16 protein-coding genes are annotated in these 16,112 nt (G+C 63.2%); 7 read left to right on the top strand and 9 right to left on the bottom strand.

Going from position 1 to position 16,112, the window contains the following annotated elements:
* Nucleotides 1-164 precede the first annotated feature (164 nt).
* The 5 genes from ACWGPT_RS13590 to ACWGPT_RS13610 form a co-directional block, all read right to left on the bottom strand.
* Nucleotides 165-713, bottom strand: coding sequence for a flavin reductase family protein (locus ACWGPT_RS13590; RefSeq protein ID WP_452606138.1), 549 nt, complete (start codon nucleotides 711-713; stop codon nucleotides 165-167).
* A gap of 55 nt (nucleotides 714-768) precedes the next feature.
* The gene (locus ACWGPT_RS13595) at nucleotides 769-1,518 is read right to left on the bottom strand and encodes an SDR family oxidoreductase (protein WP_452606139.1); all 750 of its coding nucleotides are present in this window, start codon (nucleotides 1,516-1,518) and stop codon (nucleotides 769-771) included.
* 143 nt (nucleotides 1,519-1,661) lie between these two features.
* Nucleotides 1,662-2,639: a helix-turn-helix domain-containing protein gene (locus ACWGPT_RS13600; protein WP_452606140.1), complete on the bottom strand. Its 978-nt coding sequence runs from the start codon at nucleotides 2,637-2,639 to the stop codon at nucleotides 1,662-1,664.
* Nucleotides 2,640-2,806: 167 nt separating this feature from the next.
* Entirely contained in the window at nucleotides 2,807-3,268 is a 462-nt protein-coding gene (locus ACWGPT_RS13605) for a DUF3237 domain-containing protein (RefSeq protein WP_452606141.1), read from the bottom strand.
* Nucleotides 3,269-3,355: 87 nt separating this feature from the next.
* Entirely contained in the window at nucleotides 3,356-4,309 is a 954-nt protein-coding gene (locus ACWGPT_RS13610; RefSeq protein WP_452606142.1) for an ornithine cyclodeaminase family protein, read from the bottom strand.
* A 110-nt stretch (nucleotides 4,310-4,419) separates the two neighbouring features.
* On the opposite strand from ACWGPT_RS13610, the gene ACWGPT_RS13615 reads away from it, so the two are divergent.
* A complete protein-coding gene (locus ACWGPT_RS13615) occupies nucleotides 4,420-5,358 on the top strand; it encodes a LysR substrate-binding domain-containing protein (RefSeq protein ID WP_452606143.1) in 939 nt (312 codons plus the stop codon).
* Nucleotides 5,359-5,374: 16 nt separating this feature from the next.
* Here ACWGPT_RS13615 and ACWGPT_RS13620 read toward each other — a convergent pair whose 3' ends face one another.
* Nucleotides 5,375-6,826, bottom strand: a complete 1,452-nt coding sequence (locus ACWGPT_RS13620; protein ID WP_452606144.1) for a glycosyl transferase family protein — start codon at nucleotides 6,824-6,826, stop codon at nucleotides 5,375-5,377.
* Between the two features lie 237 nt (nucleotides 6,827-7,063).
* Here ACWGPT_RS13620 and ACWGPT_RS13625 point away from each other — a divergent pair, with 237 nt between their 5' ends.
* From ACWGPT_RS13625 to ACWGPT_RS13645, 5 genes are all read left to right on the top strand, one after another.
* Nucleotides 7,064-7,993, top strand: a complete 930-nt coding sequence (locus tag ACWGPT_RS13625; protein WP_452606145.1) for a siderophore ABC transporter substrate-binding protein — start codon at nucleotides 7,064-7,066, stop codon at nucleotides 7,991-7,993.
* Nucleotides 7,994-8,065: 72 nt separating this feature from the next.
* Nucleotides 8,066-9,028, top strand: coding sequence for an ABC transporter permease (locus ACWGPT_RS13630; RefSeq protein WP_452606146.1), 963 nt, complete (start codon nucleotides 8,066-8,068; stop codon nucleotides 9,026-9,028).
* Nucleotides 9,021-9,983, top strand: a complete 963-nt coding sequence (locus ACWGPT_RS13635) for an iron chelate uptake ABC transporter family permease subunit (RefSeq protein WP_452606226.1) — start codon at nucleotides 9,021-9,023, stop codon at nucleotides 9,981-9,983. Before ACWGPT_RS13630 ends, ACWGPT_RS13635 begins: the two co-directional genes overlap by 8 nt.
* Nucleotides 9,980-10,738, top strand: coding sequence for an iron ABC transporter ATP-binding protein (locus ACWGPT_RS13640; RefSeq protein WP_452606147.1), 759 nt, complete (start codon nucleotides 9,980-9,982; stop codon nucleotides 10,736-10,738). Before ACWGPT_RS13635 ends, ACWGPT_RS13640 begins: the two co-directional genes overlap by 4 nt.
* Nucleotides 10,739-10,799: 61 nt before the next feature.
* A complete protein-coding gene (locus tag ACWGPT_RS13645) occupies nucleotides 10,800-11,102 on the top strand; it encodes a DUF2218 domain-containing protein (protein ID WP_452606148.1) in 303 nt (100 codons plus the stop codon).
* 130 nt (nucleotides 11,103-11,232) lie between these two features.
* On the opposite strand, the gene ACWGPT_RS13650 is transcribed toward ACWGPT_RS13645, so the two are convergent.
* Nucleotides 11,233-13,341 (bottom strand): TonB-dependent receptor domain-containing protein, encoded by a 2,109-nt coding sequence (locus tag ACWGPT_RS13650; protein WP_452606149.1) that lies wholly within the window; start codon nucleotides 13,339-13,341, stop codon nucleotides 11,233-11,235.
* Between the two features lie 257 nt (nucleotides 13,342-13,598).
* Entirely contained in the window at nucleotides 13,599-14,858 is a 1,260-nt protein-coding gene (locus ACWGPT_RS13655) for an amidohydrolase family protein (RefSeq protein ID WP_452606150.1), read from the bottom strand.
* Between the two features lie 79 nt (nucleotides 14,859-14,937).
* Here ACWGPT_RS13655 and ACWGPT_RS13660 point away from each other — a divergent pair, with 79 nt between their 5' ends.
* A complete protein-coding gene (locus ACWGPT_RS13660; protein WP_452606151.1) occupies nucleotides 14,938-15,339 on the top strand; it encodes a nuclear transport factor 2 family protein in 402 nt (133 codons plus the stop codon).
* 18 nt (nucleotides 15,340-15,357) lie between these two features.
* Here ACWGPT_RS13660 and ACWGPT_RS13665 read toward each other — a convergent pair whose 3' ends face one another.
* Entirely contained in the window at nucleotides 15,358-16,062 is a 705-nt protein-coding gene (locus ACWGPT_RS13665; RefSeq protein ID WP_452606152.1) for a GntR family transcriptional regulator, read from the bottom strand.
* Nucleotides 16,063-16,112 lie beyond the last annotated feature (50 nt).

Here is a 16,112-nt window from a genome sequence, read left to right on the forward strand (position 1 = left end):
GCCTTCCACTCGCGTGCGAGCAACACGTCACAACCCGAAGTTATCCCGCTCACTGATTAACAAATGGTTAAGGAGAGCCTCGCCCTGCCTCTCGATCTTCGGGCGCCGCCGCCAGCCCCGGATGGGGCTCGCCCGGCCGCGCGGCTGCCCATTGCAGGCCCCGCTCAGGTCAGGTGGCGCCATTTGACCATGCGTTCTCGGAGGTCCAGGGTTTCGCCGTCGACGGTGAAGCGGCCGTCGCCGCAATGATGCAGGGTCCGTCGCTCCCTCGGTCTCTCGTTGATCCAGACCCTCTCGGCCCTGAGGATGAAGAGGTTGTAGGGATCGGCGAGCCGGGTATCGGCTACCCGGCACTCGATATTGGCCAGGCAATCGTCGAGGAGCGGCGCGGACACGTCCTTGGCGGGCCGCATCCGCAGGCCGAACTTCTCGAACTTGTTCACCTCGGCCCCGGAGCAGTTTCCGACATCGACGACCGTTTGCGCCAGATCCACCCCGGGAACGGCTATGACGCATTCGCCGGTCTCGCGCAGGGCGTGATAGCTGTGATCCCAGGGACCGATCACGCAACCGATCAGCGGTGGATCGTGCTGGATCATCATGTGGAAGCCCATGGTCATGACGTTGGGCTTGCCGTGGTCGCTGGTGGAGACCATGACGATCGGGCCAGGCTCCAGCAGGCGATAGGTTTGTGATGCGGCAACTTCCTTCATTTCGATCTCCTTTCGAAGGTCCCTGCCCGCAGGCAGGGACCGGCAAGGCGGGGTGTCACCATCCCTGTTCAACGGGCAGGACGAAGAGTTCGGCGACATTCACGTGTTCCGGCGCCTGGGCCGCAAAGACGATCGTATCGCCGATGTCCTCGCCCTGAAGGAAGGTCATCTGGTTGGCCAGTTCGTCCATCTGCCGGCGATGGGAGGGGTCGGTGATGTGGTCGTAGAGCTCGGTTGCAACGGCGCCCGGCTGGATGCAGGTGACGCGGATGTTGTGCGTCGCCCCCACTTCCATGCGCAGCCCGTCGGAGAAGGCCGCGACCGCATGCTTGGTGGCGCAGTAGACCGACAGGCCCTTGAAGACCTTTCGCCCGGCAATCGACGACATGTTGAAGACGTGTCCGGATTTCTGCCTGATCATCTGGGGCAGAACGGCCCCCGTGATGTTCAACAGACCCTTCACGTTCACGTCGACCATCCGGTGCCACTCCTCGACCTTGAACTGGTCCACGTCGGAGAGCGGCATCAGGCCGGCATTGTTGACGAGGATGTCGATCGAGCCATAGGCATCGATCAGCGTCCCTACCCCTGCATCGACGGATGCCTGGTCGACAACGTCGAGCGGGATGACGAGCGCGTCTCCGCCCTTGGCCTCGATCTTTGCCTTGAGTTCCTCGAGCTTGTCGGTGCGGCGGGCTGCGAGGCCGACCTTGGCACCTGCCTCCGCAAGCTTTTCGGCAGTGGCGGCGCCGATCCCGCTCGACGCGCCGGTTACCAGTGCAATCTTTCCGTTGAGCTTGGTCATTGTTTACTCCTTGTCCTGAAGACCACCTGAGGGTGGCGTCTGGTTCTGACAGGGAGGAAGCTAGGCGTTTCGGGGGCCCCTTTCTCACGGAGCCTTGCTGGACCTGTCGCGATCTTGCGCGAAATGCGCGGGATCGTCGGAAATCAGCTCCTGCGGTAGTGGCTGGGCGTCAGGCCGGTTTCCCGCCTGAAGACCTGCGCAAAGTGGCTTGGGCTCGAATATCCCACCGTCATGCCGATCTCGATGATGCTCGAATCCGTTTCGAGAAGCAGTTGCTCGGCGCGGGCAACGCGCCTGCGTATGAAGTAGCGGGAGGGCGAGAGCCCCGTCGCCTTCTTGAAAAGACGGCTGAAATGAAACTCGCTCATACCGGCTGTTTCCGCCAGCCGCGTCAGGTTGAACGGCTCGGCGAGATGAGCTTCCAGATAGGCGACAACCCGCCGCAGCTTGAAGCCGGGCAACGCCGCCTGCCGGTCATCGACCTCGTCGCCTGTCGCATAGGTCCGGAGCAGGTGCACCGCGAGGCTGTTGGCAAGCCCCTGGATGAAGAACTCGCTCCCCCGTCCCTCGGCCGTCAGTTCCCGGTGGATGAGCGCCAGCAGATGCGACAGTTGCTCGTCCTTGCCTCCCGAAACGTCGCGGAGTGCCGGGGCGCCGCTCCGGCCAAGCACTTCCGAGGCGACATGCTCGAAAAGCGGGATGGCCAGATAAAGGTGCATGACCTGGAAGGGAGCAGACCCGATGGAATGCCAGCGCATCTCGTAGGGCGTCGGGGAACAGGTAAGGAAGAAATCGCCCGCCGTGACGTGGCTTGCGACCCATTCCCCGTGAAGATCCCGCTCCTCCACGACCGCCTCGCCCGACATTACCCAGACGACGAGCGGTTCGGCGACGGCAGGAACGAGGAACGGTTCCTGCCTGCTCTGTCGCGAGTGGACCTGCACGAACAGATCCTTCCAGGCCGGGCTGTCTCCGCTCACCAGCGTGTGGCCGGCGATGAACCGCTCAAGGCCGCGGGCGGAGGTGCGTTCGGCCACGTCGCCCCCTGACACGGCCCCGGGCTGGGCGAGCGACAGCACTTTCCGGTTCCCTGAGCCCGACGCATCCGGCATTTCCATCATCAATACCCCTTCGGGACAGGCAGACTGCGTCTTCCAACAGGACGCGCTTAATTCCGCCCGTGCGGTGATCGACAAATTCCACACGGTGTCAATGAGGCGGCGCAATGTTTGGTTGCAAAGCTCACCACATGTCCTGGGACAAGCCTGTCCGGCAGAGTACTATAACGTCATTGTATTTCGTAGAGATCATACGACACGGCATTGCGCCCGAACGCGCCGACGCCCACGAAGACCGACCGGTTCAGCCAGGCATACTCTTTGCTCGATGTCTCGAAATAGGCGGCGATGCGGAAATAATATCGTGAGGAATCGACAATCGTGTCAGTCGAAGGCGCGAAGACGTCGGTCATCAGCGGCGGCGGTATGAGGAACCGGCCTTCGAAACGGAGACCAAGAAGCGACCCGTCATCGGCCCTCAGCAGTCCCCTTACATCGACGGCGCCGCTTCCGTCGTTTCGTATCCGCGCCCAGTCTCCCCCGCTGCGCATCACTTCGGCTGACACACTAGGCCCTTCGAGTGTCCCGCCCGTCGCATTGACGACCAGCCTGTGTCCTTCCGGCGTATCGCCGAGCGGAAACGCCGGCTCCAGCGTGACCTTCAGCGTTCCGAAATAGCTTGATCTGAGCATCTCTGTGTCCTCCTGGGTTTTTCTGGGCGCGAGGGATCGCCGGGGCGCGTGAACGCCCCTGGACCCGGTCATTGGAGCGATGCTCGTTTACGTCGAGGAGACTGCGTAGACGTGGGCAAGCGCCGACAGGTCCTGGGCTATGTGCCCCAGGGACTTGTAGAGGGTGATTTCATCGGCGGAGGTGCGCCCGGCAATCCGCCCCGACAGGACTTCGCCTATTTCGCCGACGATATGATCGTCATCGATGATGCCGGCCGCCTTCGCGTTCAGAAACTCCGACGCCGCCGCCAGCGCCGACCTGCGGTAGTCGGCGACATACCGGCTCGCCGCGACCAGCGCGTCGTCGATCTCCGTCGGGCCGGGCCTGCTGGAGCCGACGGCATTGACATGAGTGCCCGGTGCGACCCATTCCCGGAAAAGAACAGGTTCGTGCGCGGCCGTGACCGTGCAGATGATGTCGGCACCGGACGCCGCGCGCTCGGCATCTGCCTCCGCACGCACCGGAAGCCCCGTTTCCGAGGCGAGGTCATCGGCAAATCTGGCCGCCACGGGATGGCTCCGTCCCCACACGACGACGTCAGACAGCGCGCGAACATGCTTCAGGGCGAGGACATGGGAGCGCGCCTGGACGCCGCAGCCGAAGACGGCAAGCCGGCTCGCTTCCTTGCGGGCGAGCGCGTCCGTGGCGGCCGCCGTCGCGGCAGCGGTCCTGATCCGCGTGATTTCCTCGGCGTCACCCGTGCACAGCACGCTGCCGGTATCGGAACTGAACAGGATGACGAGCCCCTGGTGGGCGGACCGTCCGCCGTCCCGCACCCCCTCGAAGACGCTCACCACCTTCAGGCCGAAAACCCCCGTCTGGGACAGCGAGCCCGGCATGACCCCCAGGAGTTTCCCCGGCGAGATCTGCGAGATCGAACGCAGCGGCTGATCGGTCGGATCGGCGCTCAGGCGCTTCATCGCAAGCCGCATGATGTCGATGCATGCGTCGTAGGGCAGTGCATCGCGAATATGATCCGGCCCGAAATACTGGAAATGCATGACAGTGCTTCCCCGCAAGCGACGCCAGCATCTATATAGGAAGGCACGACCAGATATATGCGCATGCCAGCAACAGATTGTTTCACCTGAGCAGATAATCGGGGATCGCCATGGATAGGCTTGCTGCTATGGAAGCCTTCGTGAAGGTTGCGCAGATCCACAGCTTCACAGGGGCGGCAGACGCGCTGAACGTCCCGAAAACCACCATTTCCAGGCTTGTGAATGCCCTGGAACTGAGGCTTGGCGTCCGCCTTCTCAACCGCACGACCCGCCATGTCAGCCTGACGCCAGAAGGCGCAATGTATTACGAGGAGGCGGTCCGGCTGCTCGAGGACCTACGGCAGTCCGAGGCTGCCGTTTCAAGCCAGTCGGGTGCGCCCGGCGGCAACCTGCGTGTCGACATGGCCCATTGCGTTGCAAACGAAATCATTATTCCCCTCCTGCCGATGTTCTATGCCCGCTACCCCGACATCACGCTTGAGATCACATCCTCGGAACGGATCATCAATCTGGTCGCGGAAGGGGTGGACTGCGTTCTGCGGGCAAACGTCATTCGCGACGAAACGATGATCGCCAGGCCGCTGGGCACCCTTGAGGTCGTGACCTGCGCCTCCCCCGACTACCTGAAGCGCTGCGGAACCCCGCTCTGCCTGGAAGAGGTCGCTGGCCACGCCGTCGTGTCCTACTACTTTGTCCCCCCGCGGAAACTCCGCGGCCTGACCTTCATCGACGGGAATGATCGCGTCGAGCTGCGCGGCAGATGCTTCGCGGGTTTCAGCGACCTGCAGTCATGCCTGTCGGCAACCATCGTGGGGCTCGGCATCACGCAGGTGCCGTCGGCAATTCTCCGAACTGCGGAGCCGGCAGGCAAGGTCGTGCGCATCCTTCCGCAGTATCCGGTAGAGGGCATCAGAATGTACGCCCTCTATCCTCCGTCACGAAAGCATTCGACGACACTGAGAGCCTTCGTCAACTGGGTGTCGGAAGTGTTCATGGAACTGGAAAGCGATGGCGCACGGCCGCAGTGCCCTGCAGCGCAACCGCCCTGACCGACCACTCGGCCGGCTATCGCTTTCGCCTGGCCCATTGAGCGGATGCCTGCGACAGGCAATCCTCGAAGCGGGCGTCCGGGCTTCCGGAAGCCGCCAGAAGTGCTGTCGCAGCGGTGTAGATGATCGAGGCCTCCGCGTTGTCGTCACGCGCAGCGCCCGACCAGACCGCCTCCCAGAACTCTCGCTGGCTGTATCCGCTGCCGGGCAGGCCGCTGCCGGTCAACTCGGAGGGGACCGACACCCGATCCCTGATTTCCCGGCCGTCGATCATCCTGATCAGGGTCGTCGCCCGCGTCGGCACGATCTGGGCGAAGCCACGCACGGTGCTCACCATCGTGACGCTCTTCATCCCCAGCAGCTTCACAACGTCGCCATAAATGATCCTCGAGGCGCCACCCGGTGCCCCTGTCAGCGAGGCCGGCGCATCGAAGGGATTGATGAGCGGTACGACGTTGTGGAGCGGCGTGCGCGTCTCGAAGAGAGGGTGCAGGTTGAGGATGGCCTGCGCCTGCGGTGCGAAGGCGGCAAGCGGCACATAGGCGATATTGCACGCGCCGAGGGCAGCAGCCACGTCGCGGGACGTCAGGCAGGCGGGAATTCCGGCACGCTCCGCCGCCTCTTCGAGTTTTCCGCTGTCGGCGCCATTGCCGAAGTGGCCGTGCATGACGACACGGCAGCCCGTAGCGGCGACGAGCCTTGCCGCGTGCATGAACCAGGGCGGCCTCTTCCATCGGGGCGAAACGTAGACCGGCCAGTCGAGATCGGGACGAGGGGCTCGCCCCACGGCGCCTGCCGCCGCTTCCCGCAAGGCCTGGACGAAGCCGGAAAGTTCAAGGGCGGTCGGGCCTCGATACTGCAGCGTCATGAGAAGCGCGCCGAGCTGGACCGGATCAGCCTCCCCCCGCAGGATGATGGAGAGCGCGTCGCGCGCTTCCTCCGTCTCGAGAGGGCGGCTCCGGCCGGGACCCGGTGACGTGAGCGCGATATATTTCGCAAGGCGGCGCTGCGGCTCGTCATTGTCTCCGATGGCTGCGATCCGCTGGGCGATCCCGGAAGGGGTCGGTTCGGCTTCGAGATGATTGCCGCGGCTGACCGCAAGCGGCGGCGCGACGATCCTTGATCGCTTTTGCCAGCCGTCCATGGGCTGCTCGGCGGAGGCCGGGACGCTGCTTTTGACGGGTGACCAGCCCTCGCCCTTCAACAGGGCGTCCGTCTCCTCCGCAAGTGACCGAACCCTCAGCCGGAGCGATTCCGCGAACGGCGTGGGACGAAGGCCGCGCCCGGTTCGAATGAAGATGGGATCGCCATAGAGATCCCTCAGTTCGCCCAGCATTCGGCTAACGGCGGAAACCTGCAGATCGAGGCTTGCCGCGGCCCCCGTGGCGCTCCCTTCTCGCAAAAGCGCATCGAGCGCGAGGAGGAGCTTGATCCTGCCGATTTGTGGGGGTCTGCTGTCGTTTGCCATTTCGCGTTATCGTGCCTCTGCTCCACCGCGAAGGACGATGTGAGCTTGCCGGCCGCCGTACCATAAGCTTCAATCGCCACTCAAGTTTTCTTTACCTCACTCCGAGCCCATTTGCTTTTTTCGCAAATTGGAACCGCTACAGAAAAGATGATTTGACGGCACCTGCGGCCACTCGATAACTGGCTCCCGCTACTCAACTTATCTTGGCCAGGATGTTGGCCGGGCGCGGAGACGATAATGTTCCCAAAGATCAGAACCCTTCACCTTGCTTTTGCCGTCGCGGGCGCCGTGCTTGCCTCCCAGGCATTGCCGTCGGCTGCGATTGCCGAAATCGTCGTCAAGCACACGAAGGGTGAAACGACCCTTCCGTCGACGCCGGAGAAGGTCCTGGTGTTCGACATGGCAAGCCTCGACACCCTGCACACGCTGGGCGTCGAAGTGGACGGCGTGCCCTCGGGCGCAAAACCCGATTATCTCTCGAAGTATTCCGGCGGCGACACCCTCAACATCGGGTCGCTTTTCGAACCCGATTATGAAGCCGTCAGCGCGGCAAAGCCCGACCTCATCATCGTCGGCGGCCGTTCCTCCGCCAAGTTCGAGGATCTTGCCAAGATCGCCCCGACGATCGATCTGACGATCGAGCCGACCGCCTACGTGGAGAGCGCCAGAAAGAATGTCGAGACGCTTGCGGAGATATTCGGCAAGCAGGCCGAGGCCGACGCAGCTCTCGAGAAGCTCGACGCATCTGTGTCGGCTCTCAAGGAAAAGGCGGGCTCCGCCGGCAAGGGTCTGCTGATCCTCACCACCGGCGGCAAGATGAGCACCTACGGCGCGGGATCCCGCTTCGGTGTGCTCTTCACCGATTACGGCGTCCAGCAGGCGGATGAAAACATCAAGGTCGGCCAGCACGGCCAGCCGATCTCCTTCGAGTACATTCTGGAGCGCAACCCCGACTGGCTCTTCGTGATCGACCGCGACGCGGCGATCGGACGCGAAGGACAGGCGGCCGCGAAGTTCCTCGACAACGAGATCGTGGCGCAGACGACCGCGTGGAAAGAGGGACAGGTCGTCTATCTGGACGCGACGGCCTGGTATCTCATCGGCGGTGGCCTGACGGCCATGCAGAATACCGTCAATCAGTTGACCGAGGCCTTCGACGCCAAGTAAGCGGACAGGATCGGACGTTAACGGCAGCAACCGGCTCACCGGTTGCTGCCGCTCTGTATTCATGGTGACCTCGTGAAGCTCTTTCTTCTTGCCCTGCTGGCTACCGCCGCCGTCGCAGTCGCAAGCCTGTTTGTCGGTGTCAGTGAGGTGTCCCTCTTCGCCCTGATCAGCGGCGAGAGCGACGAGAAGATGTTGATGGTCCTGGCCGGAAGCCGCGTTCCGCGGACCATCGCGCTGATCCTGGCCGGAGCCGGAATGGCCGTTGCCGGTACCATCATGCAGATGCTTTCGCGCAACCGCTTCGTCGAACCCTCTACCGCTGGCACTGTGGAATCCGCAAGCCTCGGCATGCTCGTCGTTCTGCTCCTGGCCCCCGGCCTTCCGGTCATGATGAAGATGCTGGTGGCGAGTGTCTTCGCCCTGGCGGGAACTGCGATCTTCCTCGGCATCCTCCGCCGCGTGCCGCTGCGGTCTCCGGTTCTCGTGCCTCTTGTCGGCTTGATGCTCGGCGGCGTCATCAATGCCTGCACGACCTTCTTCGCCTACCGATACGACCTCATGCAGGCCATGGGTGCGTGGACCAGCGGCGACTTCTCCGCTGTCCTGCGCGGGCGCTACGAAGTCCTCTGGGTGGCGCTGGCGCTCACCGTCGCGGCATATGTCGCGGCCGATCGGTTCACGGTCGCGGGAATGGGCGAGGATTTCTCCAGGAACCTCGGCCTTGACTACCGCAAGGTTGTCACCCTCGGCCTGGTGATCGTCTCCATGGTGACGGCATCCGTGGTCGTGACGGCCGGCATCCTGCCGTTCATCGGCCTCATTGTTCCAAACCTCGTGAGCATGGCCATGGGCGACCGCCTTCGCCATACCCTGCCGTGGATCGCCCTGAGCGGCGCAGCATTGGTGCTCGTCTGCGACACCGTCGGCCGCATCGTCAACGCGCCCTACGAAATCCCCGTCGGTTCCGTCCTCGGGATCATCGGAAGCATCTTCTTCCTCGGTATGCTGTTTCGGAGACGAAACCGTGCTGCCTGAGAAAAATCGCTCTCCGATCCTCGTCCTCTTGGTCATCGCGGCGTTTGCGGCCGCCGCGATCGTCGCCTTCATGACCATCGGTGCAAGGGGCAACTGGAGCTTCGTCCTGCCTTTCCGGGGCACCAAGCTCCTGTCCCTCGTTCTCGTGGGCTACGCAATCGCCGTTTCCACCGTCCTCTTCCAGACGATCACCAACAACCGCATCCTGACGCCGGCGATCATGGGCTTCGACTGGCTCTACATGCTCCTGCAGACGCTGTTCGTTTTCGGGCTCGGAGCCGCGGCCACCTCCGCGATCGACGCCCGGCTGATGTTCCTGGTCGAAGTCGGCGCAATGCTGGTGTTTTCGCTGGTATTGTACCGCTTCCTCTTTTCCGGCAAGGTCCGGGATCTTCACCTGCTGCTGCTGATCGGTGTTGTCTTCGGCACCTTGTTCCGGAGCGTCTCCGGCTTCCTGCAGCGCCTGATCGATCCGAACGATTTCGTCGTTCTCCAGGACCGCCTGTTCGCAAGCTTCAACGCCGTGGATTCCGACCTCCTGCTCATCTCGTCGGTCCTGATCGGGGCGGCCAGCCTCGTCGGGCTTCGCATCTTTCACACATTCGATGTGATGTCGCTGGGGCGCGATACGGCAATCTCTCTCGGCGTGGTCCACCAGCGGGTGACGCTGATCGTGCTTGCGCTCGTAACCGTACTGGTTTCGGTCTCAGCCGCTCTCGTCGGCCCGGTCACCTTCTTCGGCCTCCTCGTCGCCAACCTCGCCTACATCCTGATGCCGACCGGCAAGCATCGATATGTGCTTCCGGCGGCCATCCTGCTGTCCGTCATCTGTCTTGTCGGCGGCCAGACGATCCTCGAGCGGGTCTTCGCCTTCGACACCGCCCTGTCGATCGTCATCGAGTTCGCGGGCGGGCTTTTCTTCATCTTTTACCTTCTCAGGGGCCATGCCCGATGATCGAGATCACCGACGTCACGAAAGCCTATGGCAACACGACCGTTGTGGACCATGTCACCGCCCGACTGCCCAAGGGGGGCGTGACCTCCATCATAGGCCCGAACGGAGCCGGCAAGTCGACGCTTCTGTCGATGATCGCCCGGCTGATCCCGAGCGATCAGGGGACGGTGCTGGTCGACGGACTGGACGTTGCCCGTACCTCCGGGGACATCCTCGCCCGCCGGCTGTCGATCCTTCGCCAGGACAACCACATGACGGCACGCCTGACCGTCCGCGACCTCGTGGCGTTCGGCCGCTATCCTTACAGCAAGGGACGCACCACCGCTGACGATCAGGCCCACATCGCCCGCGCGCTCGGCTATCTCGGGCTCGAGGACCTCGGCGATCGCTTCCTCGACGAACTGTCGGGCGGCCAGAGGCAGCGGGCTTTCGTCGCCATGGTTCTGTGCCAGGACACGGACTACATGCTCTTCGACGAGCCGCTGAACAACCTCGACATCCGCCACGCCGTCGGCATGATGAAGCTCCTCGGAAACGCCGCGCGGGATTTCGGCAAGACCGTGGTCGTGGTGCTCCACGACGTCAACTTCGCGTCCTGCTACTCCAACCACATCATCGTCATGCGTGACGGCAAGATCTTCCTCCAGGGCGCCCCGCGCGAGATCATCCGTCCCGACACGCTGGAGCAGACATACGGCTGTCCGTTCGAGATCCAGGAACTCGCCGGCAATCGTATCGCCGTCTACTACACCTGAGTTCCGCGCAAGCGCACCCTGCGGCATCACCTCATTCAGGCTCAACGGAAAAGAGGACATCATGGACGAACAAGAAATCCGCGTCGCGAGCCGGGCCGTCATTCCGACCGAGCACGCGAGCAAGTATCTGCAGCAGCTGTGCAAGCACTTCGCCCATAAGCGCCCGGTTACCTTCGACGAGAAGAACGGACAGATCAGCCTGATGACGGGAGACTGTTACCTCAGCGCGGACGACGCGGCACTCTCCGTGCGTGTCGAGGCGGGGGACGCCTCGCATTTGCCGCAGCTCGAGGATGTCGTCGTGCGCCATCTTGTCCGCTTTGCGTTCCGCGAGGAACTGCAGGTGGAATGGACACGGGGCTGACGCCCGGCTCGCGGCTACACAAGCCCCGATCGACAAAAGGCTCTGCCGCATCGCTGCGGCAGAGCCTTTTTCTTTTCAGAACCGGCAGGCTGCGCTCAGCGTGCCGGGACATGGTGCGAGTGTTCGCGACTTAGAAGGTCTTGGTCAGGCTCAGCCAGAACCGCCGGCCTTCCACCACCGTATTGAAGTCCGTCTGCTCGATTTCCTTGTCGAACACGTTGTAGACAGCCGCGTTCATCATGAAGCCTTCGCCGATGTCGTACTTCGCGCCGATATCGAACGTTGCATAGGCATCGTACTTGCGGCCGGGCTGGCCGTTGATGGTGACGGGATCACCGTTGGTTCCGATGCGTGCTCCCGCGGCGATCTCTTCGCCGTGGTAGTTGCCCGAGACCCAGGCCTCAAGTCCCTCGACGGGCGTAACCCAGTCGAGCCGGACATTCGCCATGTGCTCCGGCGTCCGTGCCAGCGGGAAGCCTGCGAAGTCGCCCGTCTGCTGTTCCGAATGGGTATAGGTGTAGCTGCCGCGGAGCGTGATATCCGGCGTCGCGTACCATGTCGCCGTCAGCTCGACGCCCTGGATGACCGCATCGTCGATGTTGTAGTTGTACCAGAGCCGGTAGTTCGGGTCTTCCGACCAGCGAACGGGCACACCGCTACCGTCGAGGACCAGTGCATTGCTGATCTTGTCCTTGAAGTCCGTGTAGAAATAGGTGCCGCCGAGAGCGACGTCTCCGGTCTCCCAGACCGCGCCGATCTCGTAGCTTGTGCTGGTTTCGGCCTCCAGGTCCGGATCACCGATGATGACTCCGCAGGTTCCCGTCGGACCATAGGAGCAACCGCTGCCGCCCGTGGTCATCGCGTAACCGGGAGCGATCTGGCGGATATCGGGAGCCCTGAAGCCTGTGGAGACGCCGCCCTTGATGGTCAGGTCTTCCGTAGCGTTCCAGACACCGTAGATACGGGGAGTGAGGTTCTCGCCGTAGACTTCGTGATGGTTGAGACGCAGCCCGGTGGTCAGGGCGAAATCGTCCGTAATCCTCCACTCATCCTCGGCAAAAATCGCCCACTGCTCGACGCTGAACGTCTCGGTGATGCCGGTGCGCCGTCCGGGGTTCTGGTCGGAAAGGCGGCCTTCGAGATATTGTCCACCCGTCACGAGGGTATGTTCGCCGAGGAGATCGAATGGCGTCGTGAACTTGCCGTCGATGACCGTGTTGCGAATCTCGGGCGAGCGCGCGTTTCGCAGATAACGGCCCGTCGCGCGATCGTAGTTGTAGACCGTACGCTGGCCCCACTCCTGCTGGATGGAGAATTCGGAAGTCGTCGGTCCCCAGCGGCCGGTATGCGACAGAGACCAGTGGTCGCGGTCGTGATTAGGCTCCGTGCCCGCATCGGTCGCGGCCAGGGTGTTGCCAGGCCTGGCCTGGCGCTCGATGCGGCTGAGCCCGCCCTGCAGGAAGATGTCGTGGTCTTCGTTCGGCGTCAGCGTAAGACGACCGGTAAGATCGCCTTCCTTCGCACCGGTGACGCCGCTCAGGAAGTTGTCCTCGCCCCGTCGGAAGCCGCGGCCCCAGACCTGCAGGCCAAGGGTGTCCTTCAGGATCGGGCCGTTGGCGTAAAACGAGGTCTGCACGCTGTTGCCGAACTTGGAGTGCTGCTGCAGCGTGCCTTCCGTGGTGACGCTGCCGGACCAGAAGTCGGATACCTTGCGGGTGATGATGTTGATGACGCCGCCCATCGCGTCCGAGCCGTAGAGCGAGGACATCGGTCCGCGCACGATCTCGATCCGCTCGATCGCGGCGGCCGGAGGGATGAAGCTCTGTTCGAAGCCGGAGCTGCCGTTCGGCCGCGCATCGCGCGTGCTCTGGCGCTTTCCGTCCACCAGGATCAGCGTATAGGCACCCGGCAGGCCGCGAATATAGATATCCTTCTCGTTCGCCACGCCGGTGACGGCAACCCCCTGCACCTCGCGAAGCGCATCGGTCAGGTCGCGAAACGCGCCCTTCTCCAGCTCTTCGCGCGTTACGACGGTGATGCTCGCAGGCGCATCCTTGACGTTCTGCTCGAAGCCCGATGCCGTCACCACGATCGTCTCAAGGACGGTATCGCCGTCCGCTTGCTGGGCCGATGCATGGCCCCCAAGACCACCGATCGTGCCCGCAAGCAGCAATCGAGCGGTTGCCGTTGTTCCACGCCTGCCGTTCCCCTTGGGCTTACGCCCTGCCGTCCACGCCATACTCGTCGCCCCACTAACTTGATAATTACGGTCGAGTTACTAGCGAGGCGGATTGAGCCCAACAACCGGCGTGTTTTATAACTGTTCTAAATATACAACAGCGCAAATCTGGGGGTCTTTGGCGACACGGAACTCCGCGATCAACCGGGGTCGAAATCGAGAGCCGAAGCAGCGCGGCGGAGACATGGCCGAGGGGCTTTTACGGGCGAATATCTGCCTTCCGCCGAGCGGCAGTGCAGCTGTTCACGTCGCGAGTATCACCGGACGGGTATATCAGAGGAGAGAATTCGCGCCCGTCTCTCGAAGGTCTTTTTGCCCGCCTTGAAGCCTGTCACGGCTGGCGCAATGCTGCCGAAGGCCTCGTCTTCGGCCGTCGCATCGAGGACGATCAGATCGGCGGCACTACCGGGGATGATCCCGTAATTGTCGAGCCGCATCAGCCGGGCTGCATCCCGTGTGATCAGGCCAAGACACTGCCCGAACCCGTCCGGTCCGATGTGCATGAGATTGGCGTAGAGATTTGCCATGCGCAGCAACGAGCAATCGCCGTAGGGCGTGAACGGGTTCAGCACGTTGTTCGTGGCGATCGAGGTCGTGATGCCCCGCTCCGCGAGGATATGCACCGGCGCCACGCCGCGGACGGCACGAAAGCCCTGGTCGCGCCCGTTGAGATAGAGATCGGTCGACGGCAGCGCGGTGACCGCGACCCCGGCCGCGGCAAGCCTCTTCGCATGCCGGTCGAAGTCGCCCTCGGCCATGGCGGCGAGCTTGGTGACATGGCCGATCGCCACCCGCCCCTGCCAGCCCTGCGCGTCGGTCAGGCGGCAGATGTCGTCCATGTGGGTCCAGCTGGGATCGAGATCGAAGTCCAGATGGAAGTCCAGATCGACGTCGTGCCTGCGCGCCATCGCGAAGATCCGCTGCATGTGCGCCGACGGGTCGCTGTCCGTATAGGGGCATCCGCCGAGAAGATCGGCACCCTCGTCCAGCGCCTGCTCCAGCAGCGCCTCGGTGCCGGGATCGTTGAGCAACCCCTCCTGCGGAAAGACACAGACCGAAAGATCCAGCGCGAAGGCATAGTCGCGTTTCAGTTGCTGGATGGCCGCGAAGCTCCGCAGGCCGACGCGCGGATCGATCTCCACGTGGGTACGCATGTGCATCGTCCCCTGCAGGATGGCCATTTCGATCGTCCGGGCGCCGCGACGATAGACATCCTCTTCCGTAAAATCCTTCTTCAATCGCGAGACCGCCGCGACCGCGCCCTTCAACCCTTGCCCCCCGCCACGGCAGCAGGCGAGGAGGCAGGACTTGTCGAGATGGACATGGGTATCCACGAAGCCCGGCAGCACGAGGCGACCGCCGACATCCTCTTCGACGAAACCCTGGGCTTCACTCCGCTGCCCGGCAGGCCCGACCTCGACGATACGTCCGGCACGGATGCCGATATCCATCGGCGACGCGCCTCCCTGAAGGGTGGCGTTCCGGATGAGGAGATCGAAGAGAGGATTGGAAGTCATGCTTGAAGCCGCAACAGCAATCGAATACACTATTTGTATGCAATTAATTGCTCATCATGGCAACAGACGGGGACATAAAATGAACGCTCGCGCCCAGCAGGACCTTCAGGCAGTCAAGGATTACCTGGAGGCCTCCATGACACCGGATCCCGTCCGGGCAGCGCGATACGTTGATCCTGCCTTCGTCTGCCGGTTTACCGGCAACCGCGTCTTCGACACTCCCGGCGGGCCGACGAGCTTCAATGCGGCGCGTTACAAGTGGGTGAAGAAGCGCATCGAGCGTTACGATGTGATCCCGGGCGACGGCGAAACCATCGTCTACAGCCTCGGCCATCTCTATGGGGAATGGCCGGATGGCCGGCCCTTCGACAATAATCGCTATGTGGACCGGTTCGTGGTGCGCGATGGGCTCATCGTCGAGACGGATGTCTGGAACGACAGCGCCGAGTGGATCCTCGACCCCTCCTGCGCGCGGCAGTAACGCCGCCGGCAGGCCGGCTCAATCGGCGTAGGGCGCCAGGATGTCCATCAGGTCCCGGCTCCGCGCTCCCGTGCTCTGGAGGAGCGCCCGCGAGGCAACGGCTTCCAGGTGCTGGTCCATCAACGCGCAGGCCCGCTCGGCGGGCCCGTGCTGGATTGCCTCGATCAGTTCCAGATGTTCGCTGACGGCGCAATCGGAAGAATGCGGGCGGGCAAAGGCCGATAGCGACAAGCCGGCCCGATAGCAGATTTCCGTGACGTAGCGGACCAGGATCGGCTTGCCCGTCATTTCCGCCAGCCTGACGTGGAATTCCGTAGCGAGCCGGATCGACGTGCCTTCCGCACCGTGGCGCGCCTCGTGCTCGGCCTCGACGATCGCCTTCAACTGCTTGACCTGCGCATCCGTCAGCTTGCCGGCGAGATGGCGCACCACCTGGCGTTCCAGGTCGACGCGAATGTCGAATATGTCCCTGGCATCCTCGAAGGACGGCGTCGCCACGACGGCAATCCGGTTGCGCCTCAGATCCACCAGCCCTTCCGCCGCCAGCTGACCGAGCGCATGCCGGGCAATCGTCCGGCTCACTCCGAAGCGCTCGCCCAGCGCATCTTCCGGCAGCCGGTCTCCGGGCAGCAGCGCGCGCTCGATGATCGCCTTGCGAAGGGCGTTGCAGATCCCCTGGACGCGATCGATCTCGCTCCGCGGCTGACGTTTCTCGGCTGCCATCGCTCGCTCCCTTCGTGACGCTCTGGATAATCCAAGGCATCGCCTTCTTC

It is taken from the genome of Pseudorhizobium sp. NPDC055634, assembly GCF_053618655.1.

What these genes read in the sequence shown, in the direction of transcription:
- ACWGPT_RS13590 (WP_452606138.1), bottom strand. Translation starts at nt 713, where the DNA reads ATGAAGGAAGTTGCCGCATCACAAACCTATCGCCTGCTGGAGCCTGGC.
- ACWGPT_RS13595 (WP_452606139.1), bottom strand. Translation starts at nt 1,518, where the DNA reads ATGACCAAGCTCAACGGAAAGATTGCACTGGTAACCGGCGCGTCGAGC.
- ACWGPT_RS13600 (WP_452606140.1), bottom strand. Translation starts at nt 2,639, where the DNA reads ATGATGGAAATGCCGGATGCGTCGGGCTCAGGGAACCGGAAAGTGCTG.
- ACWGPT_RS13605 (WP_452606141.1), bottom strand. Translation starts at nt 3,268, where the DNA reads ATGCTCAGATCAAGCTATTTCGGAACGCTGAAGGTCACGCTGGAGCCG.
- ACWGPT_RS13610 (WP_452606142.1), bottom strand. Translation starts at nt 4,309, where the DNA reads ATGCATTTCCAGTATTTCGGGCCGGATCATATTCGCGATGCACTGCCC.
- ACWGPT_RS13615 (WP_452606143.1), top strand. Translation starts at nt 4,420, where the DNA reads ATGGATAGGCTTGCTGCTATGGAAGCCTTCGTGAAGGTTGCGCAGATC.
- ACWGPT_RS13620 (WP_452606144.1), bottom strand. Translation starts at nt 6,826, where the DNA reads ATGGCAAACGACAGCAGACCCCCACAAATCGGCAGGATCAAGCTCCTC.
- ACWGPT_RS13625 (WP_452606145.1), top strand. Translation starts at nt 7,064, where the DNA reads ATGTTCCCAAAGATCAGAACCCTTCACCTTGCTTTTGCCGTCGCGGGC.
- ACWGPT_RS13640 (WP_452606147.1), top strand. Translation starts at nt 9,980, where the DNA reads ATGATCGAGATCACCGACGTCACGAAAGCCTATGGCAACACGACCGTT.
- ACWGPT_RS13645 (WP_452606148.1), top strand. Translation starts at nt 10,800, where the DNA reads ATGGACGAACAAGAAATCCGCGTCGCGAGCCGGGCCGTCATTCCGACC.
- ACWGPT_RS13650 (WP_452606149.1), bottom strand. Translation starts at nt 13,341, where the DNA reads ATGGCGTGGACGGCAGGGCGTAAGCCCAAGGGGAACGGCAGGCGTGGA.
- ACWGPT_RS13655 (WP_452606150.1), bottom strand. Translation starts at nt 14,858, where the DNA reads ATGACTTCCAATCCTCTCTTCGATCTCCTCATCCGGAACGCCACCCTT.
- ACWGPT_RS13660 (WP_452606151.1), top strand. Translation starts at nt 14,938, where the DNA reads ATGAACGCTCGCGCCCAGCAGGACCTTCAGGCAGTCAAGGATTACCTG.
- ACWGPT_RS13665 (WP_452606152.1), bottom strand. Translation starts at nt 16,062, where the DNA reads ATGGCAGCCGAGAAACGTCAGCCGCGGAGCGAGATCGATCGCGTCCAG.